Source organism: Bauldia litoralis (genome assembly GCF_900104485.1).
Taxonomy (GTDB): Bacteria; Pseudomonadota; Alphaproteobacteria; order Rhizobiales; family Kaistiaceae; genus Bauldia; species Bauldia litoralis.
The window spans coordinates 23,918-41,008 of record NZ_FMXQ01000003.1; the positions used below are offsets into that span (position 1 = coordinate 23,918).

At 63.6% G+C, this 17,091-nt stretch carries 11 protein-coding genes; 3 read left to right on the plus strand and 8 right to left on the minus strand.

Going from position 1 to position 17,091, the window contains the following annotated elements:
• Window positions 1–39: 39 nt before the first annotated feature.
• Window positions 40–762 (plus strand): ribonuclease activity regulator RraA, encoded by a 723-nt coding sequence (locus tag BLT60_RS07420; RefSeq protein WP_090876305.1) that lies wholly within the window; start codon window positions 40–42, stop codon window positions 760–762.
• 17 nt (window positions 763–779) lie between these two features.
• On the opposite strand, the gene BLT60_RS07425 is transcribed toward BLT60_RS07420, so the two are convergent.
• The 8 genes from BLT60_RS07425 to BLT60_RS07460 form a co-directional block, all read right to left on the minus strand.
• Window positions 780–2,309, minus strand: coding sequence for a UxaA family hydrolase (locus tag BLT60_RS07425; protein ID WP_090876306.1), 1,530 nt, complete (start codon window positions 2,307–2,309; stop codon window positions 780–782).
• A gap of 19 nt (window positions 2,310–2,328) precedes the next feature.
• Window positions 2,329–3,642 (minus strand): aspartate aminotransferase family protein, encoded by a 1,314-nt coding sequence (locus BLT60_RS07430; RefSeq protein WP_090875804.1) that lies wholly within the window; start codon window positions 3,640–3,642, stop codon window positions 2,329–2,331.
• Complete coding sequence (locus tag BLT60_RS07435) at window positions 3,639–5,543, minus strand: hydantoinase B/oxoprolinase family protein (RefSeq protein WP_090875805.1); 1,905 nt, start codon at window positions 5,541–5,543, stop codon at window positions 3,639–3,641. The genes BLT60_RS07430 and BLT60_RS07435 overlap by 4 nt, the downstream gene beginning before the upstream one ends.
• 15 nt (window positions 5,544–5,558) lie before the next feature.
• Window positions 5,559–7,586, minus strand: a complete 2,028-nt coding sequence (locus BLT60_RS07440) for a hydantoinase/oxoprolinase family protein (RefSeq protein WP_090875806.1) — start codon at window positions 7,584–7,586, stop codon at window positions 5,559–5,561.
• Window positions 7,587–7,629: 43 nt separating this feature from the next.
• Entirely contained in the window at window positions 7,630–8,619 is a 990-nt protein-coding gene (locus tag BLT60_RS07445) for an ABC transporter permease (protein ID WP_090875807.1), read from the minus strand.
• 27 nt (window positions 8,620–8,646) lie between these two features.
• Window positions 8,647–10,215, minus strand: a complete 1,569-nt coding sequence (locus tag BLT60_RS07450) for a sugar ABC transporter ATP-binding protein (protein ID WP_090875808.1) — start codon at window positions 10,213–10,215, stop codon at window positions 8,647–8,649.
• A gap of 25 nt (window positions 10,216–10,240) precedes the next feature.
• Entirely contained in the window at window positions 10,241–11,215 is a 975-nt protein-coding gene (locus tag BLT60_RS07455) for an ABC transporter substrate-binding protein (RefSeq protein WP_090875809.1), read from the minus strand.
• Window positions 11,216–11,342: 127 nt separating this feature from the next.
• A complete protein-coding gene (locus BLT60_RS07460) occupies window positions 11,343–12,239 on the minus strand; it encodes a dihydrodipicolinate synthase family protein (RefSeq protein WP_090876307.1) in 897 nt (298 codons plus the stop codon).
• A 151-nt stretch (window positions 12,240–12,390) separates the two neighbouring features.
• Between BLT60_RS07460 and BLT60_RS07465 the strand changes: the two genes are divergently transcribed.
• Entirely contained in the window at window positions 12,391–13,059 is a 669-nt protein-coding gene (locus tag BLT60_RS07465) for a GntR family transcriptional regulator (protein ID WP_090875810.1), read from the plus strand.
• A 703-nt stretch (window positions 13,060–13,762) separates the two neighbouring features.
• Window positions 13,763–17,011, plus strand: a complete 3,249-nt coding sequence (locus BLT60_RS07470; RefSeq protein ID WP_090875811.1) for a calcium-binding protein — start codon at window positions 13,763–13,765, stop codon at window positions 17,009–17,011.
• Window positions 17,012–17,091 lie beyond the last annotated feature (80 nt).

Here is a 17,091-nt window from a genome sequence, read left to right on the forward strand (position 1 = left end):
GGACCGGTGAAAACCGGCGACGGGGAGGGAAATCCGATCATGTTGGAGATGGACGACAAGGCTATCCGTGACGGGTTGCTGGCGGTCAGCACCGCGACACTGACGACGGCGCTGTTCAAGCGCGGCTTCCGCAACACATTCATTCAGGGCGCGCGCCCGCTCAATCAGCAGGCCTGCCGGATGGCCGGGCCTGCCTTCACGCTGCGCTACATCCCGGCGCGCGAGGACCTCGATACGCTTGCCGTCTTCCAGGATCCCAAGCATCCCCAGCGCCACGCAGTCGAAACCATCCCGGCCGGCGCCGTGATGGTGATCGACTCACGCGGCGACGCCCGGGCCGCCTCGGCCGGCGGCATCCTGGTGCGACGAATGATGATGCGCGGCGTTGCCGGCGTCGTCACCGATGGAGGCCTGCGCGACAGTGCGGAAATCGCGACGATGGCCATCCCCGCCTTTTGCCGCGGACCGTCCGCGCCGACCAACCTCATCCATCACCACGCCATCGATATCGATGTGCCGATCGGCTGCGGCGACGTGGCGGTCTATCCAGGGGACTGGGTCGCCGGCGATGCGGAAGGCGTCGTCGTCATTCCGCGCGATATCGCCGGGGAAGTCGTTGCCGAGGCGGTAGAAATGACGGCCTTCGAGGATTTCGTCGAGGAACAGGTGGCGGCCGGCCGATCGATCATCGGCCTCTATCCGCCCAACGAGGCAACCCGGGCCGAATTCGAAGCCGCTCGGGCAAGCAAGCGGGATTCCTGATCCCCGGGCTTGATGGATCACGTCCAGGCGTTGATGTGCCATGGCGCGAACTCGTCGTCGCCGTAGCCGAGGACCTCGCTCGCGGTCTGCTCTCCCGATGCGGTGCGGATCATTGCATCGAGGATGGTTCCGCCCATCTCCGGGATCGTGGCGAGGCCATCGAGGATCAGGCCGCAATTGATATCCATGTCCTCGCGCATCCGCTGGAATAGCGGCGTGTTGGTGGCGAGCTTGAGCGATGGCGCCGGACGGCAGCCGAAGCAGGATCCGCGACCGGTGGTGAAGACGATCAGGTTGGCACCACTGGCCACCTGGCCGGTTGCCGAGACCGGGTCGAAGCCGGGCGAATCCATGAAGACCAATCCGCTCTTCGTGATCGCCTCCGCATAGCGGTAAACCGCGTTGAGCGGCGTCGTCCCGCCCTTCGCGACGGCGCCGAGTGATTTCTCGAGGATCGTCGTCAGGCCCCCGGCGCGGTTGCCCGGCGATGCGTTGTGATCGAACCCGTGCGGCTCCTTCGCGGTATAGCCGTCCCACCATTCGAGAAGATCGATCAGTTCCCGTCCGACCGATTCATCGGCGACTCTCTGAAGCAGCAGATTCTCCGCTCCGTAAATCTCCGGCGTCTCCGACAGGATGGCCGTCCCGCCCTGGGCAACGAGGCGATCGACGGCGACGCCAAGGGCGGGATTGGCGCTGAGGCCCGAGAACGAGTCCGAGCCGCCACACTGGAGACCGACGACGAGTTCACTGACGGGAATGGGCACCCGCTCCTGTCCTGCAGCCGCCGCCATCATCGCTTCAACTGCGGCGATTCCGGCGCGGACCGAGGCTGTGGTGCCACCGAGGTCCTGGATCGTCAGGCTTCTGATCGCGTCGCCCAGCTCAAGTCCCGTCTCGCTGCAAAGCCGGTCGATCTGGTTGTCCTCGCAACCCAGCCCGACGATCAGCACGCCGACGAAATTGGGGTGGCGCGCATATCCCGCGAGCGTTCGACGCAACATGTCCATCGATGGCGTACCATCCGAGATGCTGCAGCCGGAGGCATGGGTCAGCGGCATGACCCCGTCAATCGACGGCCAGGCGCGTAGCACCTCCGGCGTAAAGTGCTGGGCGACGACGCGGGCCACCCGCGCCGAGCAATTCACGGTCGTCAGCACGCCGATATAGTTGCGGGTCGCCGCCCTGCCATCGGCGCGGCGATACCCCTCGAAGGTCGCGATGTCATTGGCCAGGGGCAGCGGATCCCTGGTCGCAACGGCCCGGCTGGCGAGCGTGCCCGGATAGGCAAGGTTGTGCTCGTGGACATGGTCTCCAGCGACAATCGAAGCCGCCGCAACACCAATCGGCTGCCCAAGCCGGCGGACGCGCTCGCCCTCGGCGATATCGACCAGAGCGACCTTGTGCCCGGCCGGCACCGCAGTGCGGACGGTCACCGGGAACGCCGGCGAAAGGCTGGTGCCAGCCTCAAGCCCTTCGAGCGCGATACCGACGTGATCGTCCGGCGCCAATCGCAGGACGCGGGCGACCGATGCCGCATCTGTCATTTCCGCCATCAATCGGTTCCTAGAACGCCTGGAGCGACGCCTCGATGATATCGAGCCCTTCGTCGGCAAGTTCGCGCGTGATGGTCAGCGGCGGCGCAATGCGCAACACGTTGCCATTGCGACCGATGGGCGCCATCACGCAGAGGCCCGACCGTAGCAGGTGCTCGACGAAACCGCGCGCCACCTCCGGATTGGGCTGCTTCGTTTCCTTGTCGATGACAAACTCGATGGCGAGCGACAAGCCCATGCCGCGTATGTCGCCGACCAGCCGGTGCCGCTCCATCAGCGCCTTCAGCCGACCGGTCATATGAGTTCCGATGCGCGCCGCATTGCCCGACAGGTCGTCCTCAACGATCACGTCGATGGAGGCGAGACCGGCCGCGCAGGCGAGCGGATTGCCGCCGAAGGTGCTGCTGAGCGATCCCGGCTTGAGGCCAGCCATGATCGGCGTTCGCGCCACGACTGCAGCAACCGGCAGTCCGCTGGCGATCCCCTTCCCGACCACCACGATGTCCGGGACGATATCGAAATGCTCGAACGCAAACAGCCGGCCGGTGCGGCCAAAACTCGCCTGCACCTCGTCGAGGATCAGCAGGATGCCGTGGCGGTCACAAAAGTCGCGAACACCGCGCATGAAGCGCGCCGACGGGACGAGCGACCCCCCGCCTCCCTGGTAGGTTTCGGTGATCAGCGCTGCGACATCGCCGTTCGACTGGGAGAGAAGCAACTGCTCGAGCGCGGCGAGACAGTGTGCGTCGACGCTCTCCGGCGTTTCCCCCGGCTGCATGCGGTAATAGTCCGGGAACGGCGCACGGAGGATGCCCGGCAGGAAGGGCCCGAAGCCCTGCCGCGCCCCAGCAAGACCGCCAGCCGACATGGCGCCGTAGGTCCGACCGTGGAACGCTCCGTCGAATCCGATGATCTCGTCTCGCCCGGTGGAGACCCGCGCCATCTTCAGCGCCGCATCGATCGCCTCCGAGCCGCTGCTGAGAAGCAGCACGCGGTCGAGGTCTTCCGGCATCAGGCCGGCGAGGCGCTCGACGAAGGCCGAGCGGAGCGGATGAGCCGAATCGTAACAGTTGAGGAGGAGACCGGCCTGATCCTGGATCGCCTTCACCACCTTCGGATGACAATGCCCGGTATTGGCGACCAGCACACCGGAGGTGAAGTCGATGAAGTCGTTGCCGTCGACGTCGTAGACGCGGCAGTCCTCGGCCCGCTCCCAGACGAGCGGCATCGGGGTGCTGATCGAAGGCGAGAGGAATTTCGCCTGTGTCTCAAGGACCGCGCGCGCCTTCGGTCCGGGAAGATCGTAGTTGCGGATTGCCGTCATGGGGTCGTCTCCCCGCTCCCATAGTCGCGTTCGGCCGATGCCGTTGAAATGTAGCCTTCGGCCACGTCATGGGCGACGGCCTCCGGGTCACGCCGGGCGGGATCCCCCCAGCCGCCACCGCCGGACATCGCCACATGCACACGGTCACCGTCGCGGATGGTGACGTGGGCGAACTTGCTCGGCGAGACCTTGCCATACACCGTTCGGGCATCCGCCCACACGTCGCTTCCCGCGACCTTGAACACCGTCGAGGCGAGACCGGCCGGGCCTCCGCCGTGCAGGCCCCATGGCGGCACCTGATGCCGGTCGCCGACATGGCTGGCGATGATCTCCGGTGCAAGACAGCGGATCGTCTTCTGCATGCCGAGGCCGCCACGGAATTCTCCGGCGCCACCGGAACCCGGCACCAGCGACCAGTCCTCGACCAGCCACGGGTAGCGGGTCTCGTACACCTCGACGGGGACGGTGCGGCAGTTGCCGTTCATGCTGCCGACCGCATCGTTGCCGTCGGCCCCGGGTCGCCCGCCCCATCCGACGGTGTGAAGATCATAGGAGGTGTAGTATTCGCCGGTCTCCGGATGAGTGCCGCCGAACAAGAAGTTCGACCATGTTCCGCCATCGGCGGCCGGAACGCGATCGGGCACAGCCTTGGCCAGGGCGCCGAGCACGGTGTAGACGATGCGCGGATGGCACTCGGTATTGCCGCCGACCGAAGGCGCCGGAAACTCGACATTGAGCAGGCTTCCCGGCTGGACGAGGACCTTGATCGGACGGAAGCAGCCGGCATTCTTGGGGATCGTGAAATCGCAGATCTGGAGGAAGGCGTTGTAGGACGCCGCCTGCGGGATGCTGAGCGGCGTGTTCATCGGACCGCGGGTCTGCGGCGATGTCCCGGCATAGTCGACAATCGCCTCGTCGCCCTGGATCATCACCTTGACGTTGATCGTGAGTGTGTCGACGGTGATGCCGTCGTCCTCCATGACGTCCGTGAAGCCATAGGAGCCGGAAGGCACCTCGGCGATCTCGGCGCGCATCCGCGCCTCCGAATAGTCGAGAAGGTCGGCGCAGGCGCGCTCGAACCTGGCCAGCCCGTAACGCTCGATCAGTTCGAGAACGCGCCGCTCACCCAGGTCGGCGCCGGCGATCAATGCGCGGTAGTCCCCGTAATTCGCTCGCGGCGTTCGGACGTTGGCAAGCATCAGCCGCCAAACGTCAGGCTGGTCCTTGCCGCGCGCCTTGATCTTGACCGGGGGAATGCGAAGCCCCTCGGCGAAAATCTCGGTGGCCTCGGCGTAGAAGCTCCCCGGCACCATGCCGCCGATCTCGCCGATATGACCGATCGCGCCCGCGAAGCCGACGATCTCGCCGTCGAGGAAGATCGGCTTGAGGAAGGTGTGCTCCGGCGTGTGCATGCCGCCGCGATAGGGATCGTTGTGGACGATGACATCGCCCTCGTGCATCTCGTCGAGAGGGATCTCCTCGACGATGGTCCGAACGATCAACGGCATGCCGCCAATCATCGACGGGCAGAAGTCGCCGACCGCGATCATCTCACCGCGACGGTCGAAGAGTCCGCAGGTGAAATCCAGCGACTCGCTGAAGATCGGCGAATACGCCGTGCGCATCACCGTCGTTCCCATATCCCGGCAGATCGACGCCAGGTTGCCGTCGAGGATCTTGAGGTCGACGACGTCGGTCGCCCCGGCATAGGTGTGCTTCGCGCCCTCAAGCGGCAAGGGCGATGCATCGTCGGCGGGTCTCTTCGACCAGGTCAGGCACCACTCGCTGCAGAAGCTGCGGTCGTCATGACGAAGCGCATGGTCCTCGTCATAGAGAAGGACACCGCAGTTGGCGCACTTGCCGTAGCTGTCGATGTAAAAGCCGTTGGGTGAAAAACGCATCGTATCGGCTCCGGGTCAGGCGCGCGTGATTTCGAGATTTCCGTGGTCGTCGACGGCAAGCTGGTAGCCGGGGCGCACCACGGTGACCGAGACATCCTCGTCGACCAGGGCCGGACCGGCAAAGGACTGTCCCGCCGCAAGATCGGACCGTCGGTAGACCGGCGTGTCGAGAGTCCCCTCCTCGAACACCACCTGGCGGCGCGACGCAGGCGCGGCTTCCGGCATGCCTTCCGGCAGACGGGGCAGATCCGGCTTCGAGATCGCGGCAACGGCCGTACATCCCATGTCGACCACCTCGATCGACTCGGAGGGCAGGTTGAAGCGGTATCGCTCCTCGAAAACGCGATGGAAATCGTCCCAGACAGAGCCGAGATTCGCCTCGGTGAAGCGATCGATCGAGAGCGGCAGCTCGAGTTCGTAATTCTGGCCGAGATACCGCATCTGCAAGGACCGCTGCAGCGTGACATCGCTGGTATGTCCCTGACGGCGCAGATCGGCGAGCACCGTCTCCGACAGGTCTTCCATGATTGCGTTGGCCCGGTCGATATCGAAGCGGCGCGAACTCATCAGCACCGAGCGGCGGCGGTCGCTGCGGGCGTCGGCCATGGTGAAGCCGTAGGCCGAAAACTGGCCCGGGTGGTTGGGGATGATGCCGCGAGGGATGTTTGCCTCGTGCAGGAGATCGCAGACATGAAGCGGACCGGCGCCACCATAGGTCAGGAGCGCGAAGTCCCTCGGGTCGTGGCCCTGCTCGACGAGCACGGCGCGAAGCGCGCCGACCATGTTGTTGTTCATGATGCGGACGATGGCGAGCGACGCCCGCTCCACCGACCAGCCGTGGGGATTGGCGACCGTGGCGACGGCGCGGCGCGCCGCCTCCACATCGAGGCGCATGCGGCCGCCAAGGAAGGCGTCCGGCTCGATGCGACCGAGCACCAGGTTGGCGTCCGTCACCGTCGGCTGCGTTCCGCCGAAGCCATAGCAGGCCGGCCCCGGATTGGCGCCGGCGCTGTGCGGGCCGACATGGAGACCCCCGACCTTGTCCAGCGACGCGATGGAGCCGCCGCCGGCCCCGATGGTGCGAATGTCGATCATCGGAACACGAAGCGGAATGCCGAATTCCAGCTCGTAGTCGTCGGTGAATCGCTCGACGCCTTTCACCACCAGCGCCACGTCGGTCGACGTCCCGCCGATATCGAGTGTCGCAAGGTTGCCGATCGACTTGAGCGCCGCGAGATGCTTGGCGCCGATGACGCCGCCGGTCGGGCCGGAGACGGCAAGATGGACGGGCTGCTCCTCCGCCGCCTCTGCCGCCATCTCGCTGCCGTTGGACTTCATCATCGCCATGCGGCCGGTGACGCCGGCAGCAGCCACCTTCTCGCGGAAGCTGCGTACCTGGCGCCCGACGATGGGCTTCACATAGGCGTCGGCCAGCGTCGTCATGGCGCGCTGGTCTTCCTTCCAGCGCGGATCGATCTCGTAGGAGAGCGAAATCGGCAGCCCCGGCGCCTCTTCGGCGAAGATCTCGCGGACCGAAAGTTCGTGATCCGGGCGAACGAAGGAGAACATGAGATTCACGGCCACCGCCTGAACCTCGCCTTCGTCGCGAAGCTTTCGCGCCAGCGCCCGCACTTCCGTTTCGTCGAGCGGGATCAGCACGGTGCCGTGGTGGTCGACGCGCTCGTTCAGTTCGTAGGCGTCGCGGCGAAGGCAGAACGGCTTCGGCTTGACCCAGGTCAGATCGTAATGCGCGCGCCGATTGCCCCGCTGGATGAAGGGCACGTCACGGAAACCCCGCGTCGCGACATAGGCGACACGGGCGCCCCGCCGCTCAAGCAGCGCGTTGGTGGCGACCGTGGTGCCGAGGCGGATCGAGGCGATGCGGCCGACATCGTCGATGGTCTCCAGCCCACGCAGGATCGCGTCGGTCGGATCGGACGGCGTGGACAGGACCTTCCATGCGGTCAGTTCCCTGCCGGCTTCGTCATAAAGCACGAAGTCAGTGAAGGTGCCGCCGGTATCGATGCCAAGATGCAGGCTCATTACAGCTCCGGTTGATGACTTGAAGAATGGGCGGCGAGAGACGTCAGCGACGGCCGGAACGGCGCATCTGGTCGAGCCAGACGATGACGATGATAAGGGCACCGGTGATGATCCGCTGCCAGAAAGGGTTCACGTTGAGAAGATTGGCGCCGTTGCTGATGGTGGTCAGCAGGATCGACCCCAGTAGCGGGCCGGGGATGCTGCCGACCGCGCCAAAGAGGCTGGCGCCGCCGATCACCGCCGCGGCGATGGATTGCAGTTCCCACCCCTCGCCCGTGGTCGCGACGCCGACGCCGATGCGGCTGGCGGTCAGGATACCGGCAAAGGCGGCGCAGGTCGCCGAGGTGATGTAGACGAGGTAGATGGTGCGGGCGTTGCTGACGCCAGAAAGGCGCGCCGCCTCAGCATTGCTGCCGACCGCGTAGACATACCGCCCCCAGATGGTGTGATGCAGCAGAAGGTAGGCCGGCACCACGACAATGACCACCATCCAGAACAGCGTGGGAAGCCCGAGGAAGGTTTCGCGCGAAAAGTCGACAAACTCCGGCGGCATGCCCGTGATGGTCAGCCCGTTGGTGAGGAGGAGGCCGAGCCCGCGCAGGCCTGTCAGCGTGGCCAGCGTCATGATGAAGGGCGGCAGCCCCATGCGCAGGATTCCAAAGGCATGGAAGCTGCCGACCGCCGGCCCGATGGCAAGCGTGCAGAATACCGCAGCCCAGATCGGCAGGTCCGCCTTGAGCAGGATTGCCACCACCGTGCTCGACAGGCCAACGACGGCGCCGACCGAGAGGTCGATGCCGCCGGTGACGATGACGAAGGTCTGGCCAACCGCGATGATCGCCCACAGCGCGCCCTGGCGCATCAGGTTCGAGATATTGGCCGCGGTGAAGAAGCTGTCGGTGGCAAACGACAGGGCAACCCAGATCAGCACTAGGAGGAAGAGCAGCGTCAGGCTTCTGAGAAAGCCGAGCTGAAGCTGGCGTTTCTCCGTCGCCGCGCTCGGCGTCCCGTCCTGGATGGTGCTTTCACTCATGGCCGCGATTCCCGGGGCTTTCCTGCGTCAATTGCCGATCGCCTTGCCGAGGATCGTCTCGTGATCGACGGCGCGGGCGGAATAGGTCGCCGCGATCTCGCCACGCCGAAACACATGGAGCGTGTCGGCGAGGTCGTAAACCTCTGGCAAGTAGGACGAAATGATGATGATCCCCGCGCCCTTGCGCAGGAGCTCGGCGAAGAGCTGGTAGATCTGCACCTTGGTGCCGACGTCGACGCCGACCGTCGGTTCGTCGAAGATGAACAGCTCGGCGCCGTGGTTGAGCCACTTGCCGATGACGATCTTCTGCTGGTTGCCGCCCGACAGCGTCAGCGCCTGGGCCCCAGGCCCGGCGGTCGCGATGTTGAGATCGGAGATCTGGGTCTCGGCGACGCGACGCTCCTCGCTGCGGCGGACGAAGCCGCCGGCGCTGAGTTGGCGGAACGATGGCAGCGCCAGATTGAATCGAACGTCGAGATTGAGACAAAGCCCCTGGTCGCGACGGCTCTCGGGGAGGAGCACAACCCCCGCCCGGATCGCATCCGGGACCGAGCGGATGTTGACCGGCTTGCCGTGCATCCGCATCTGACCGGCAGTCCGCTCGCGACGGCCGAAGACAGCCTGGGCGAACTCGCTGCGCCCGGCGCCGATCAAGCCATAGAGACCGACGATCTCGCCACGGCGGACGGTCAGCGATACGTCGTGGAAGCCCGGACCGGAGAGCCCCTCGACCTCAAGTAGCGGCTCACCCGGGGCGATCTGTTCCTTGTAGTGAACCTCGTCGATCGAGCGTGCGACCATGTCGCGGATCAGTTCGTCCGGGTTGGTCTCGGCAACGACGCGGGTCGCGATCAGACGGCCATCGCGAAGGACCGAGACCCGCTCCGCGAGCTCGAAAATCTCCTCCATCCGGTGGCTGATATAGACGATCGTCACCCCTTCCCCGTGAAGACGCCGGATCAGCGTGAAGAGCTGGTCGGTCTCAGCGCGGGTGAGATAGGCCGTCGGCTCGTCGAGGATCAGGAATCGACAACCCCGGCTCGCGGCGCGCGCCGTGGCGACGAGTTGCTGCTGGCCGATGGTGAGCGTGTTGAGCATCGCGGCGGCGGGAAGATCGAAGCCGAGGCTGTCGAGGATCTTCTGCGCCTCACGGACCATCGCCCGGTGGCGCAGGAAGCCGAAACGGGCCTGCTCGATGCCAAGGAACATGTTGGCGGCGACAGAGAGATGCGGACAGAGAACAACTTCCTGATGGACGGCATTGATACCCAGATCGAGCGCCTGGAGCGGCGTCGACAGGGACAGCGACTTTCCGTTCCACAAGATGTCGCCGGAACTCCGCTGGTAGGCACCGGTGAGGATCTTGATCAGGGTCGACTTGCCGGCGCCATTCTCGCCGACGATCGCGTGGATCTCGCCGGCATTGAAGGAGAGGTCGACTTCCTTCAGCGCATGCGTACCGATGAAGCGCTTGTCCAGGCTGCGCAGTTCAAGAAGCGGAGTGACGTGATTCGGATTTCCGCCCTCGTCGTTTCCCGCGGCGCCGGGGCGCCGCGGGAAATCGGTCTTCGTCGAGTGGGAGGACGAAACGGACATCAGAGAACCCGACGGAATGTCGACTTCAGTCGATCTTCGGGTTGAGGAGTTCCTTGGAGCGATCGGTGTCCATGTTCTCCTTGGTGATGACATTCACACCGGTGTCGACGTCCTTCGGCACGTCTTCACCCTTGGCCGCAGCGTAGGCGATCTTCACCGAGTCATAGCCCATGCGGAAGGGGTCCTGGACGATAAGGGCAGCGACCTCGCCGTCGGCGAGCCGCTGGACCAGTTGCTCGTTGCTGTCGAAAGCGACGACCATGACCTTGTCCTCGGCGTTGTTGCCGGTCACCGCCTGCGTCACACCCAGCGCCATTTCCTCACTCGAGGCGAAGGCGCCGCGAAGGTTCGGATAGGCAAGCATCACGTCGTTGGCGATGTTGAGGCCCGTGGTGATCTGGCCGTCGGCCACCTTGTCGGCAACGATGGTGATGTCCGGATATTCTTCGGCCATCACCGCCTTGAAGCCCTCGGCGCGCGCATCGAGCGAGCCGGCGCCTGGTACGGACGTGATGATGAAGACTTCACCCTCCGGCTTGCCGTATTTGGCCGCGATCGCCTCGGCAAGCGCCTTGCCAGCGGCGCGGCCACCCTCGACGTTGTTGGTGGTCACGAAGGACACATATGATTCGGTATTCGCGCCGGAATCGACACCCACAACCTTGGTTTTGGTCGCCGCTTCGTCGATCGGCCGCCCCAGCGCTTCGTACTGCGAAGCCGCGATGACGACCGCGAGCGGATTGTTGGCAACCGCGTTCTCGAGAATTGAGATCTGGCCAGCGATATCGGTATCCACCTGCGGACCGAGTTCGGCGACGTTGATATCGAGTTCCTTGCCCGCCTTGCGCGCACCGGCGAGAAGGATCTGCCAATAGAACGAAGAGGTGTTCTTGACGATCACGGGGATCGTTTCGTCAGCGGCTGCGGCCGGGACCGTCGCCATCGGCGACGACATCACGGTGGCCGCGAGGATTCCTGCCAGTAGAGTCAACTTACGCATGCGACACTCCTTTCCTTCTTGCGGGCCCGATCTCGGACCCTTCCCAGGTTCTCGCTCCCGGCCCGACGGGCGCGGCAGCACTTATCCAGAAGGAGACGCGGCTCGCGCAGCGCCCGACACGCGCCAGCTAGGCGGCGACGTCCTTCAGCTTCGCGATCGTTTCGTCGATGATCGCCGAGACCCGTTCGCGCTCGGCGCCGGCGAGCGGCAGACGCGGCCGGCGCAGCCATTCGGGCGCGCCATAGACCAGGTGTTCGGCGAACTTGATGTACTGGACCAGCTTGACGTCGGTATCGAGGTGGAAGGCCGGCGTCATGATGCGATACAGCTGTCGCGCGGCCTCGAAATCACCCTGTGAGCAAAGGTTGAACAGCCGTACGCATTCAGCCGGCCAGGCGTTGGTCATGCCCGACACCCAGCCGGTCGCCCCAAGCGCCAGGCTCTCGACGATCAGGTCATCGACGCCGCAGAAGACGGCGTAGCGATCTCCGACGCGGTTGTAGATGTCGGTGATGCGACGGATGTCGCCGCTTTCTTCCTTGACGCTGACGATGGTCGGAACGTCGGCGAGCATCTCCAGCGTCTCGGGGTCGCAGTCGACGCGATAGGCGAGCGGGTTGTTGTAGATCATGATCGGCAGGCCGGAGCCGTTGCCGACCGCACGGTACCAGGCGACGGTCTCGGCCTGGTCGGTGCGATAGGCGAGACTCGGGAAGACCATCAGCCCCTCGGCGCCGATCCGCTCGTAATTCCGCGCCGCCGCGACGGCGTCGTCCTCTGAGAGTTCGGCGAGGCCGCTGAGAACCGGCACGCGGCCATCGGCCACTTCCTTGCCGGCCCGCACCACCTGCTCGCGCTCGGAGAGCGTCAGGAGGGCGTTCTCGCCGAGCATCGGCAGCATGATGACGCCCGACACGCCGTTGTCGATGAGGCGCGCGACGCTGGCCTGGGTCGCGCCGATATCGATCGCGCCATCCTTCGTCATCTTCGTCGTCACAGCCGGAAATACGCCAGTCCAGGTCATTGAGCAGAACTCCATTTCGGGCTGGATCATTCCCTTCCAGCCTCATTTTGTCGAATGTATTCATTTTTTCGACTATGTTGCAAGTGGCAATGGGCGGGTGTAGCGCTTTAATCGACCCGCTGAGCCGGTCGCGAACGGTCAGAAAGCAGCCATGGTTTCCATCGAGAAGAGCACCATCGCGACCAGGGTCAGCCGGGAGTTGCGGCGGCGTATCGTGGCGGGGGAATATCCTGTCGGGATGAAACTCCAGCAGGAGCAGATCGCGAGCGAACTCGGCGTGAGCCGGAGCCCCGTACGCGAGGCGCTTCATCAGCTTGAGGCCGAGGGTCTGATCCTCCTCGTGTCGCAGAAGGGCGCGACCGTCGCGCCGGTCCACGCGAGCGAGGTCTCCGAGCTCTTCGAACTGCGCCTGCTGATCGAGCCCTACCTGCTAACCCTCGCCATTCCGGCAATGACGGACGCCGATTTCGACGCCGCAGAAGGCATTATCGCAGAGATGGACAACGTCGAGCTTGCCTATTGGGGGGTGGCAAACTGGCGGTTTCACGCGACCCTGTATCGCCCTGCGGCGCGGCCGACCATCATGAAGACGCTCGAAAAGATCCACGAAACCTTCGACCGCTACATCCGCCTTCAGATCGCGCTGACCGATGGTCGCTGGAAAGCCCATGCCGACCATCGACGGATCCTCGATGCGTGCCGGGAAGGCCAGGCGGAGGTCGCGGCGGCGCTGCTTCGACAGCATATCTCGACCGCCGGATCGGAACTGGCCCTCGAAGCGAGCCAACGCCAAACTGACAGCGCGGCAATGGATACATAATACATAAAGTTCAGTGACCCGAGGACCGCCGCGCCCCTCCGAGCGATCTTCAAGACAGCATTCGAAGCGGCTGACCTCCCGTACTTCAATGCGCATTCCTTCAGGAATACGCTGACTTGTCTCGGTATGGAGAGATGCCGAACGGCCGAAGAGTTCAAAGCGTGGTCGCAGAGCCTCGGCCACCAGGACGTACTTGTGACCTTCAACAGCTACGGCAACATTCCGCATCACGACAGCGGGAGCTGATGCAGGCCGCCGTTGACCTGGGACATCGACGACAGGTGGGCACTGGAGCTGGTCGGCAGGCGCTGGCATCGGCCCGGGAACTTGGTGCTCCCGAACGCGACGGTTAAATCGCCCGTATCTGCACGTTCCCTGCAAGTTGATCCGGGCCGGTCGATATGGAGCCTCTCCGCAGGGACCGCTACCCGAACACCCTGAGTGGCGCGACAAAAGCGTTCTTACCGTCAAGGAATCTGGGTAGCTTCCCTCGCAAGAAAAGGATGCGTCATTCGTCAGGGACAGCGCTTGATCGGCGTTCGAGATCATTGCGCCGTGACGGCTGCAGGTTCGGAAGAACACACCTTGCCCTACTCCATACGGGGTATTGTGAGCGCTGCGCCGAGAGTTGCATTATTCGCGGCGATTAGGCCACTGGCCATATCCCGTCGCATTTTGTGGCGCCAAGGTTGAGGCACCGACCATGCCCGATGGGCCGATTGTCACGATCGACTTCAGTAACAGTTCTGAAGCCATCGACATGGGCACCTTCGATGAACAGGTCGGCATGTTCAGCGGGTGGATCCCATCGTCGCTCAACTACCACGGCCAACCCCTTACGTATCAGTGGTACGAAGAACTGCCCGATGGATCTGTAATCATCGCACAGGGAATAGTCCTCTCGGCAGGTCCGGTCTATTTTCCGCCTGAGTCAGCAGACTGGTACGATCTGCCGAGTACGACGAAATACCCGGTCTTCATCGGCACCAATGACGATGTTTTCTATTTGATCGGCAACCTTCCCGAGCTTCCTAACATTACGGACTATGTAAGCGGCATCTACGGCAACCACGAAGCTGCAGCTGAAGCTTTGACCGCACTATTCGAGGCGATCGTTGACTGGCAGGACGCTGTCATTGCTTCGCCGATCGCCGCAATCCGATACACCGATGACGAAACAGGCCTCGATCTTCGGATTTCGTCATCCGTCCAAACGACGGCTGGCGGCTTCATCACGGCGGTCGACGGGGACATTCTGGAATTCGAAATCGCGCCGGAGTTTCTATTATACGAGACCGTCAAGGTGAAGGGGACCGACTACGACGACACGCTTCAGGGATGGGAGAACCTCAGTCCGATTACCCTCGACGGACATGGCGGCGACAGCGACCTCCTTACAAACCCGGAGGATCATGGCGGCGTCACCGTCAATCTGGGCACGACCGCCTACAGCTTCAGTCAGCCTGAGTCGATCTTCGGAGCCACCGTCCCGCCATCGCAGGTCGCTGCATCAACTTTCATCGACACCTACGGGTCGACCAATACCGTCTTGAACATCGAGAATGTCGAGGGCACTGCCAGTTCCGGCGACGTGCTGATCGGTGGTGCCGGTGGTGGTCTGCTTTGGGGCCTCGGCGGCGAGGATGTTCTCGCCTCCGGCGGCGGTGACACCGAGATGCATGGCGGCGACGACAACGACGTCCTTATCGGCTCCACCGGCAAGGACACGATGTTCGGGGGTGAGGACGACGATACGCTGATTGGAGGCGGTGGCGACGACGATCTTTCTGGCGGAAAGGGAAGCGACAAATTCACCGGCATCGGACTGTTCAGCTTCGACCCTGAAACCGGCGCTAATCTAATCGACGGTGGCGACCTTAGCGACTTCGTTGACCCGTCGACGACAGACACCGTGGCGTATGGCGGGTCTGCGGCGTCATATACAATCAAGGTGCTCCTTTCGTACGAAGGCAGCGGTGGTTTTGGATTTCGGGTAACCAGTGGCGCGGGCTCGGACACGGTCATCAACACCGATGAGCTGGTCTTCACCGATGCCGTCATCAAGGAATCGAGGTTAGCCGAGAAGGGGGTAGCCGCCTTCGCGATTTGGGCGCTTGGCGACGCGTTCGAAGCAGTCCGCGACTATGTCGGGAAGCTCGGCCAGTTCGAGGATGAAGGGGGAAATCCCAAGTTTGGAAAAATATTGAAGTGGTTCGATATCGTCGATCAGTCCGTAGCCGGGCTTGGCCAAGCGTTCCTCGTAGACGATCAGAAAATCGCAGCCAAGATCCTCGCCGCACATACGGTCAGCGCCTTGACCGACCCGATCATCGACGAAGCGGCAGACCTGATGCGGGCACACGTCGAATCGCTCAATCTGCCGAGTGAGCTCGAAGACCAAGCGCTGGCCAAAATCGATGCTGGCGCCGACGATCTCGCCTCCGCAGTGAAACTTGCGACCGTGAAGGTGGTTGATGCAGCAATCGACGCGGCTGCCGACATCGCCGAGGTCGACTGGGCCGCCACCTGGCAAGGTTGGATGGATGCGGTGCTCGACGAGTCTGACAAAGTCTACAAAGCCGATCCCGGCCTACAAGATCCGAAGGAAAATTTCGACAATCCGAATCTGCCAACGGAAATCGATGAGCCCGGGCCCGTCATCCAACCTCTCGGCGGCCTACCGGCGAACGGCACCGATGGCGCCGACATATTAATCGGGAGCGCTGGCAACGATGTCCTCTATGCCAAGGCCGGAGACGACCTAGCGTTTGGCGGAGGCGGCGATGACACGCTCGTCGCCGGGTCTGGCCATGGTGACGACACCTATGACGGGGGCACCGGAACCGATACGCTCGTTTATACCAGCACGAAGTTCGGCGTGACGGTCAATCTTGCTACCGGCGTCGCCAACGGCAGCGAAATCGATCAGGATCGCATCTTTTCTGTCGAGAACGTGGAGGGGGGCTCCGGCAACGATACCCTGATCGGCGATAGCGCCAGGAACATCTTGAGCGGTGGCGGGGGAAATGACTTACTGTTCGGCGCAGCGAATAACGACACGCTTGACGGAGGCACCGGCGCTGACCAGATGCGCGGCGGGGCCGGGAATGACACATTCATTGTCGACAACACGGGCGACCGGGCGATCGAGGGCGCCGGATTGGGGACGGACACCGTCAAGTCCAGCGTCTCTTTCGTCCTCGGGTCGAATGTCGAGTACCTGACGCTCCTTGAGCCGGGCGCCATCGCCGCCGCTTCGGCGAACATCAACGCCACCGGCAACAGCCTCGCCAACACGCTGACCGGCAATTCGGGCAACAACATCCTCGACGGCAAGGCCGGCGCCGATACGATGAGCGGAAAGGCCGGCGACGACACCTACATCGTCGACAACACAGGCGACAAGGTGATCGAGGGCGCGGGACAGGGCACCGATTCCGTCAGGAGCAGCATCGCCTATACCTTGGGTGCGAATCTTGAGAAGCTGGTGCTGACCGGCGCCGGGGCAATTAACGGCACCGGAAACAGCGTCGCCAACACGCTGGTCGGTAACGCGGGAAAGAACACGCTTAACGGCGGCGGCGCGTCTGACATCCTCTCCGGCGGGCCAGGCAAGGACAAGCTGCTCGGCAAGGCCGGCAAGGACGCCTTCGTGTTCGCCGATGCGCTGTCCAAGGCTAACGTCGACCAATTGAAGGATTTCAAGCACAAGAAGGACAAGATCCTGCTCGACGCGGACATTTTCACCGCGGTCGGGGTGAAGGTCAGCAAGAAGGAGTTCGTCGAGGGCAAGAAGGCCGGCGACGGCAACGACTACCTGATCCGCAATAAGAACAAGATCTTCTACGACCACGATGGCAAGGGCGGCGACAAGCAGGTGCTCTTCGCCAAGATTAACAAGAATGTCGACCTCGACCACAAGGACTTCATGGTCGACGACTTCGTGATCTGAACCGCTCGCGCGAGCTATTGTCGAGGCCGGCGCATGACGCTCTTCGGTCGCTCTTCAGAACCAATCGGCCGTGCGGCGCT

What these genes read in the sequence shown, in the direction of transcription:
- BLT60_RS07420 (WP_090876305.1), top strand. Translation starts at nt 40, where the DNA reads ATGTTGGAGATGGACGACAAGGCTATCCGTGACGGGTTGCTGGCGGTC.
- BLT60_RS07425 (WP_090876306.1), bottom strand. Translation starts at nt 2,309, where the DNA reads ATGACAGATGCGGCATCGGTCGCCCGCGTCCTGCGATTGGCGCCGGAC.
- BLT60_RS07430 (WP_090875804.1), bottom strand. Translation starts at nt 3,642, where the DNA reads ATGACGGCAATCCGCAACTACGATCTTCCCGGACCGAAGGCGCGCGCG.
- BLT60_RS07435 (WP_090875805.1), bottom strand. Translation starts at nt 5,543, where the DNA reads ATGCGTTTTTCACCCAACGGCTTTTACATCGACAGCTACGGCAAGTGC.
- BLT60_RS07440 (WP_090875806.1), bottom strand. Translation starts at nt 7,586, where the DNA reads ATGAGCCTGCATCTTGGCATCGATACCGGCGGCACCTTCACTGACTTC.
- BLT60_RS07445 (WP_090875807.1), bottom strand. Translation starts at nt 8,619, where the DNA reads ATGAGTGAAAGCACCATCCAGGACGGGACGCCGAGCGCGGCGACGGAG.
- BLT60_RS07450 (WP_090875808.1), bottom strand. Translation starts at nt 10,215, where the DNA reads ATGTCCGTTTCGTCCTCCCACTCGACGAAGACCGATTTCCCGCGGCGC.
- BLT60_RS07455 (WP_090875809.1), bottom strand. Translation starts at nt 11,215, where the DNA reads ATGCGTAAGTTGACTCTACTGGCAGGAATCCTCGCGGCCACCGTGATG.
- BLT60_RS07460 (WP_090876307.1), bottom strand. Translation starts at nt 12,239, where the DNA reads ATGACCTGGACTGGCGTATTTCCGGCTGTGACGACGAAGATGACGAAG.
- BLT60_RS07465 (WP_090875810.1), top strand. Translation starts at nt 12,391, where the DNA reads ATGGTTTCCATCGAGAAGAGCACCATCGCGACCAGGGTCAGCCGGGAG.
- BLT60_RS07470 (WP_090875811.1), top strand. Translation starts at nt 13,763, where the DNA reads ATGCCCGATGGGCCGATTGTCACGATCGACTTCAGTAACAGTTCTGAA.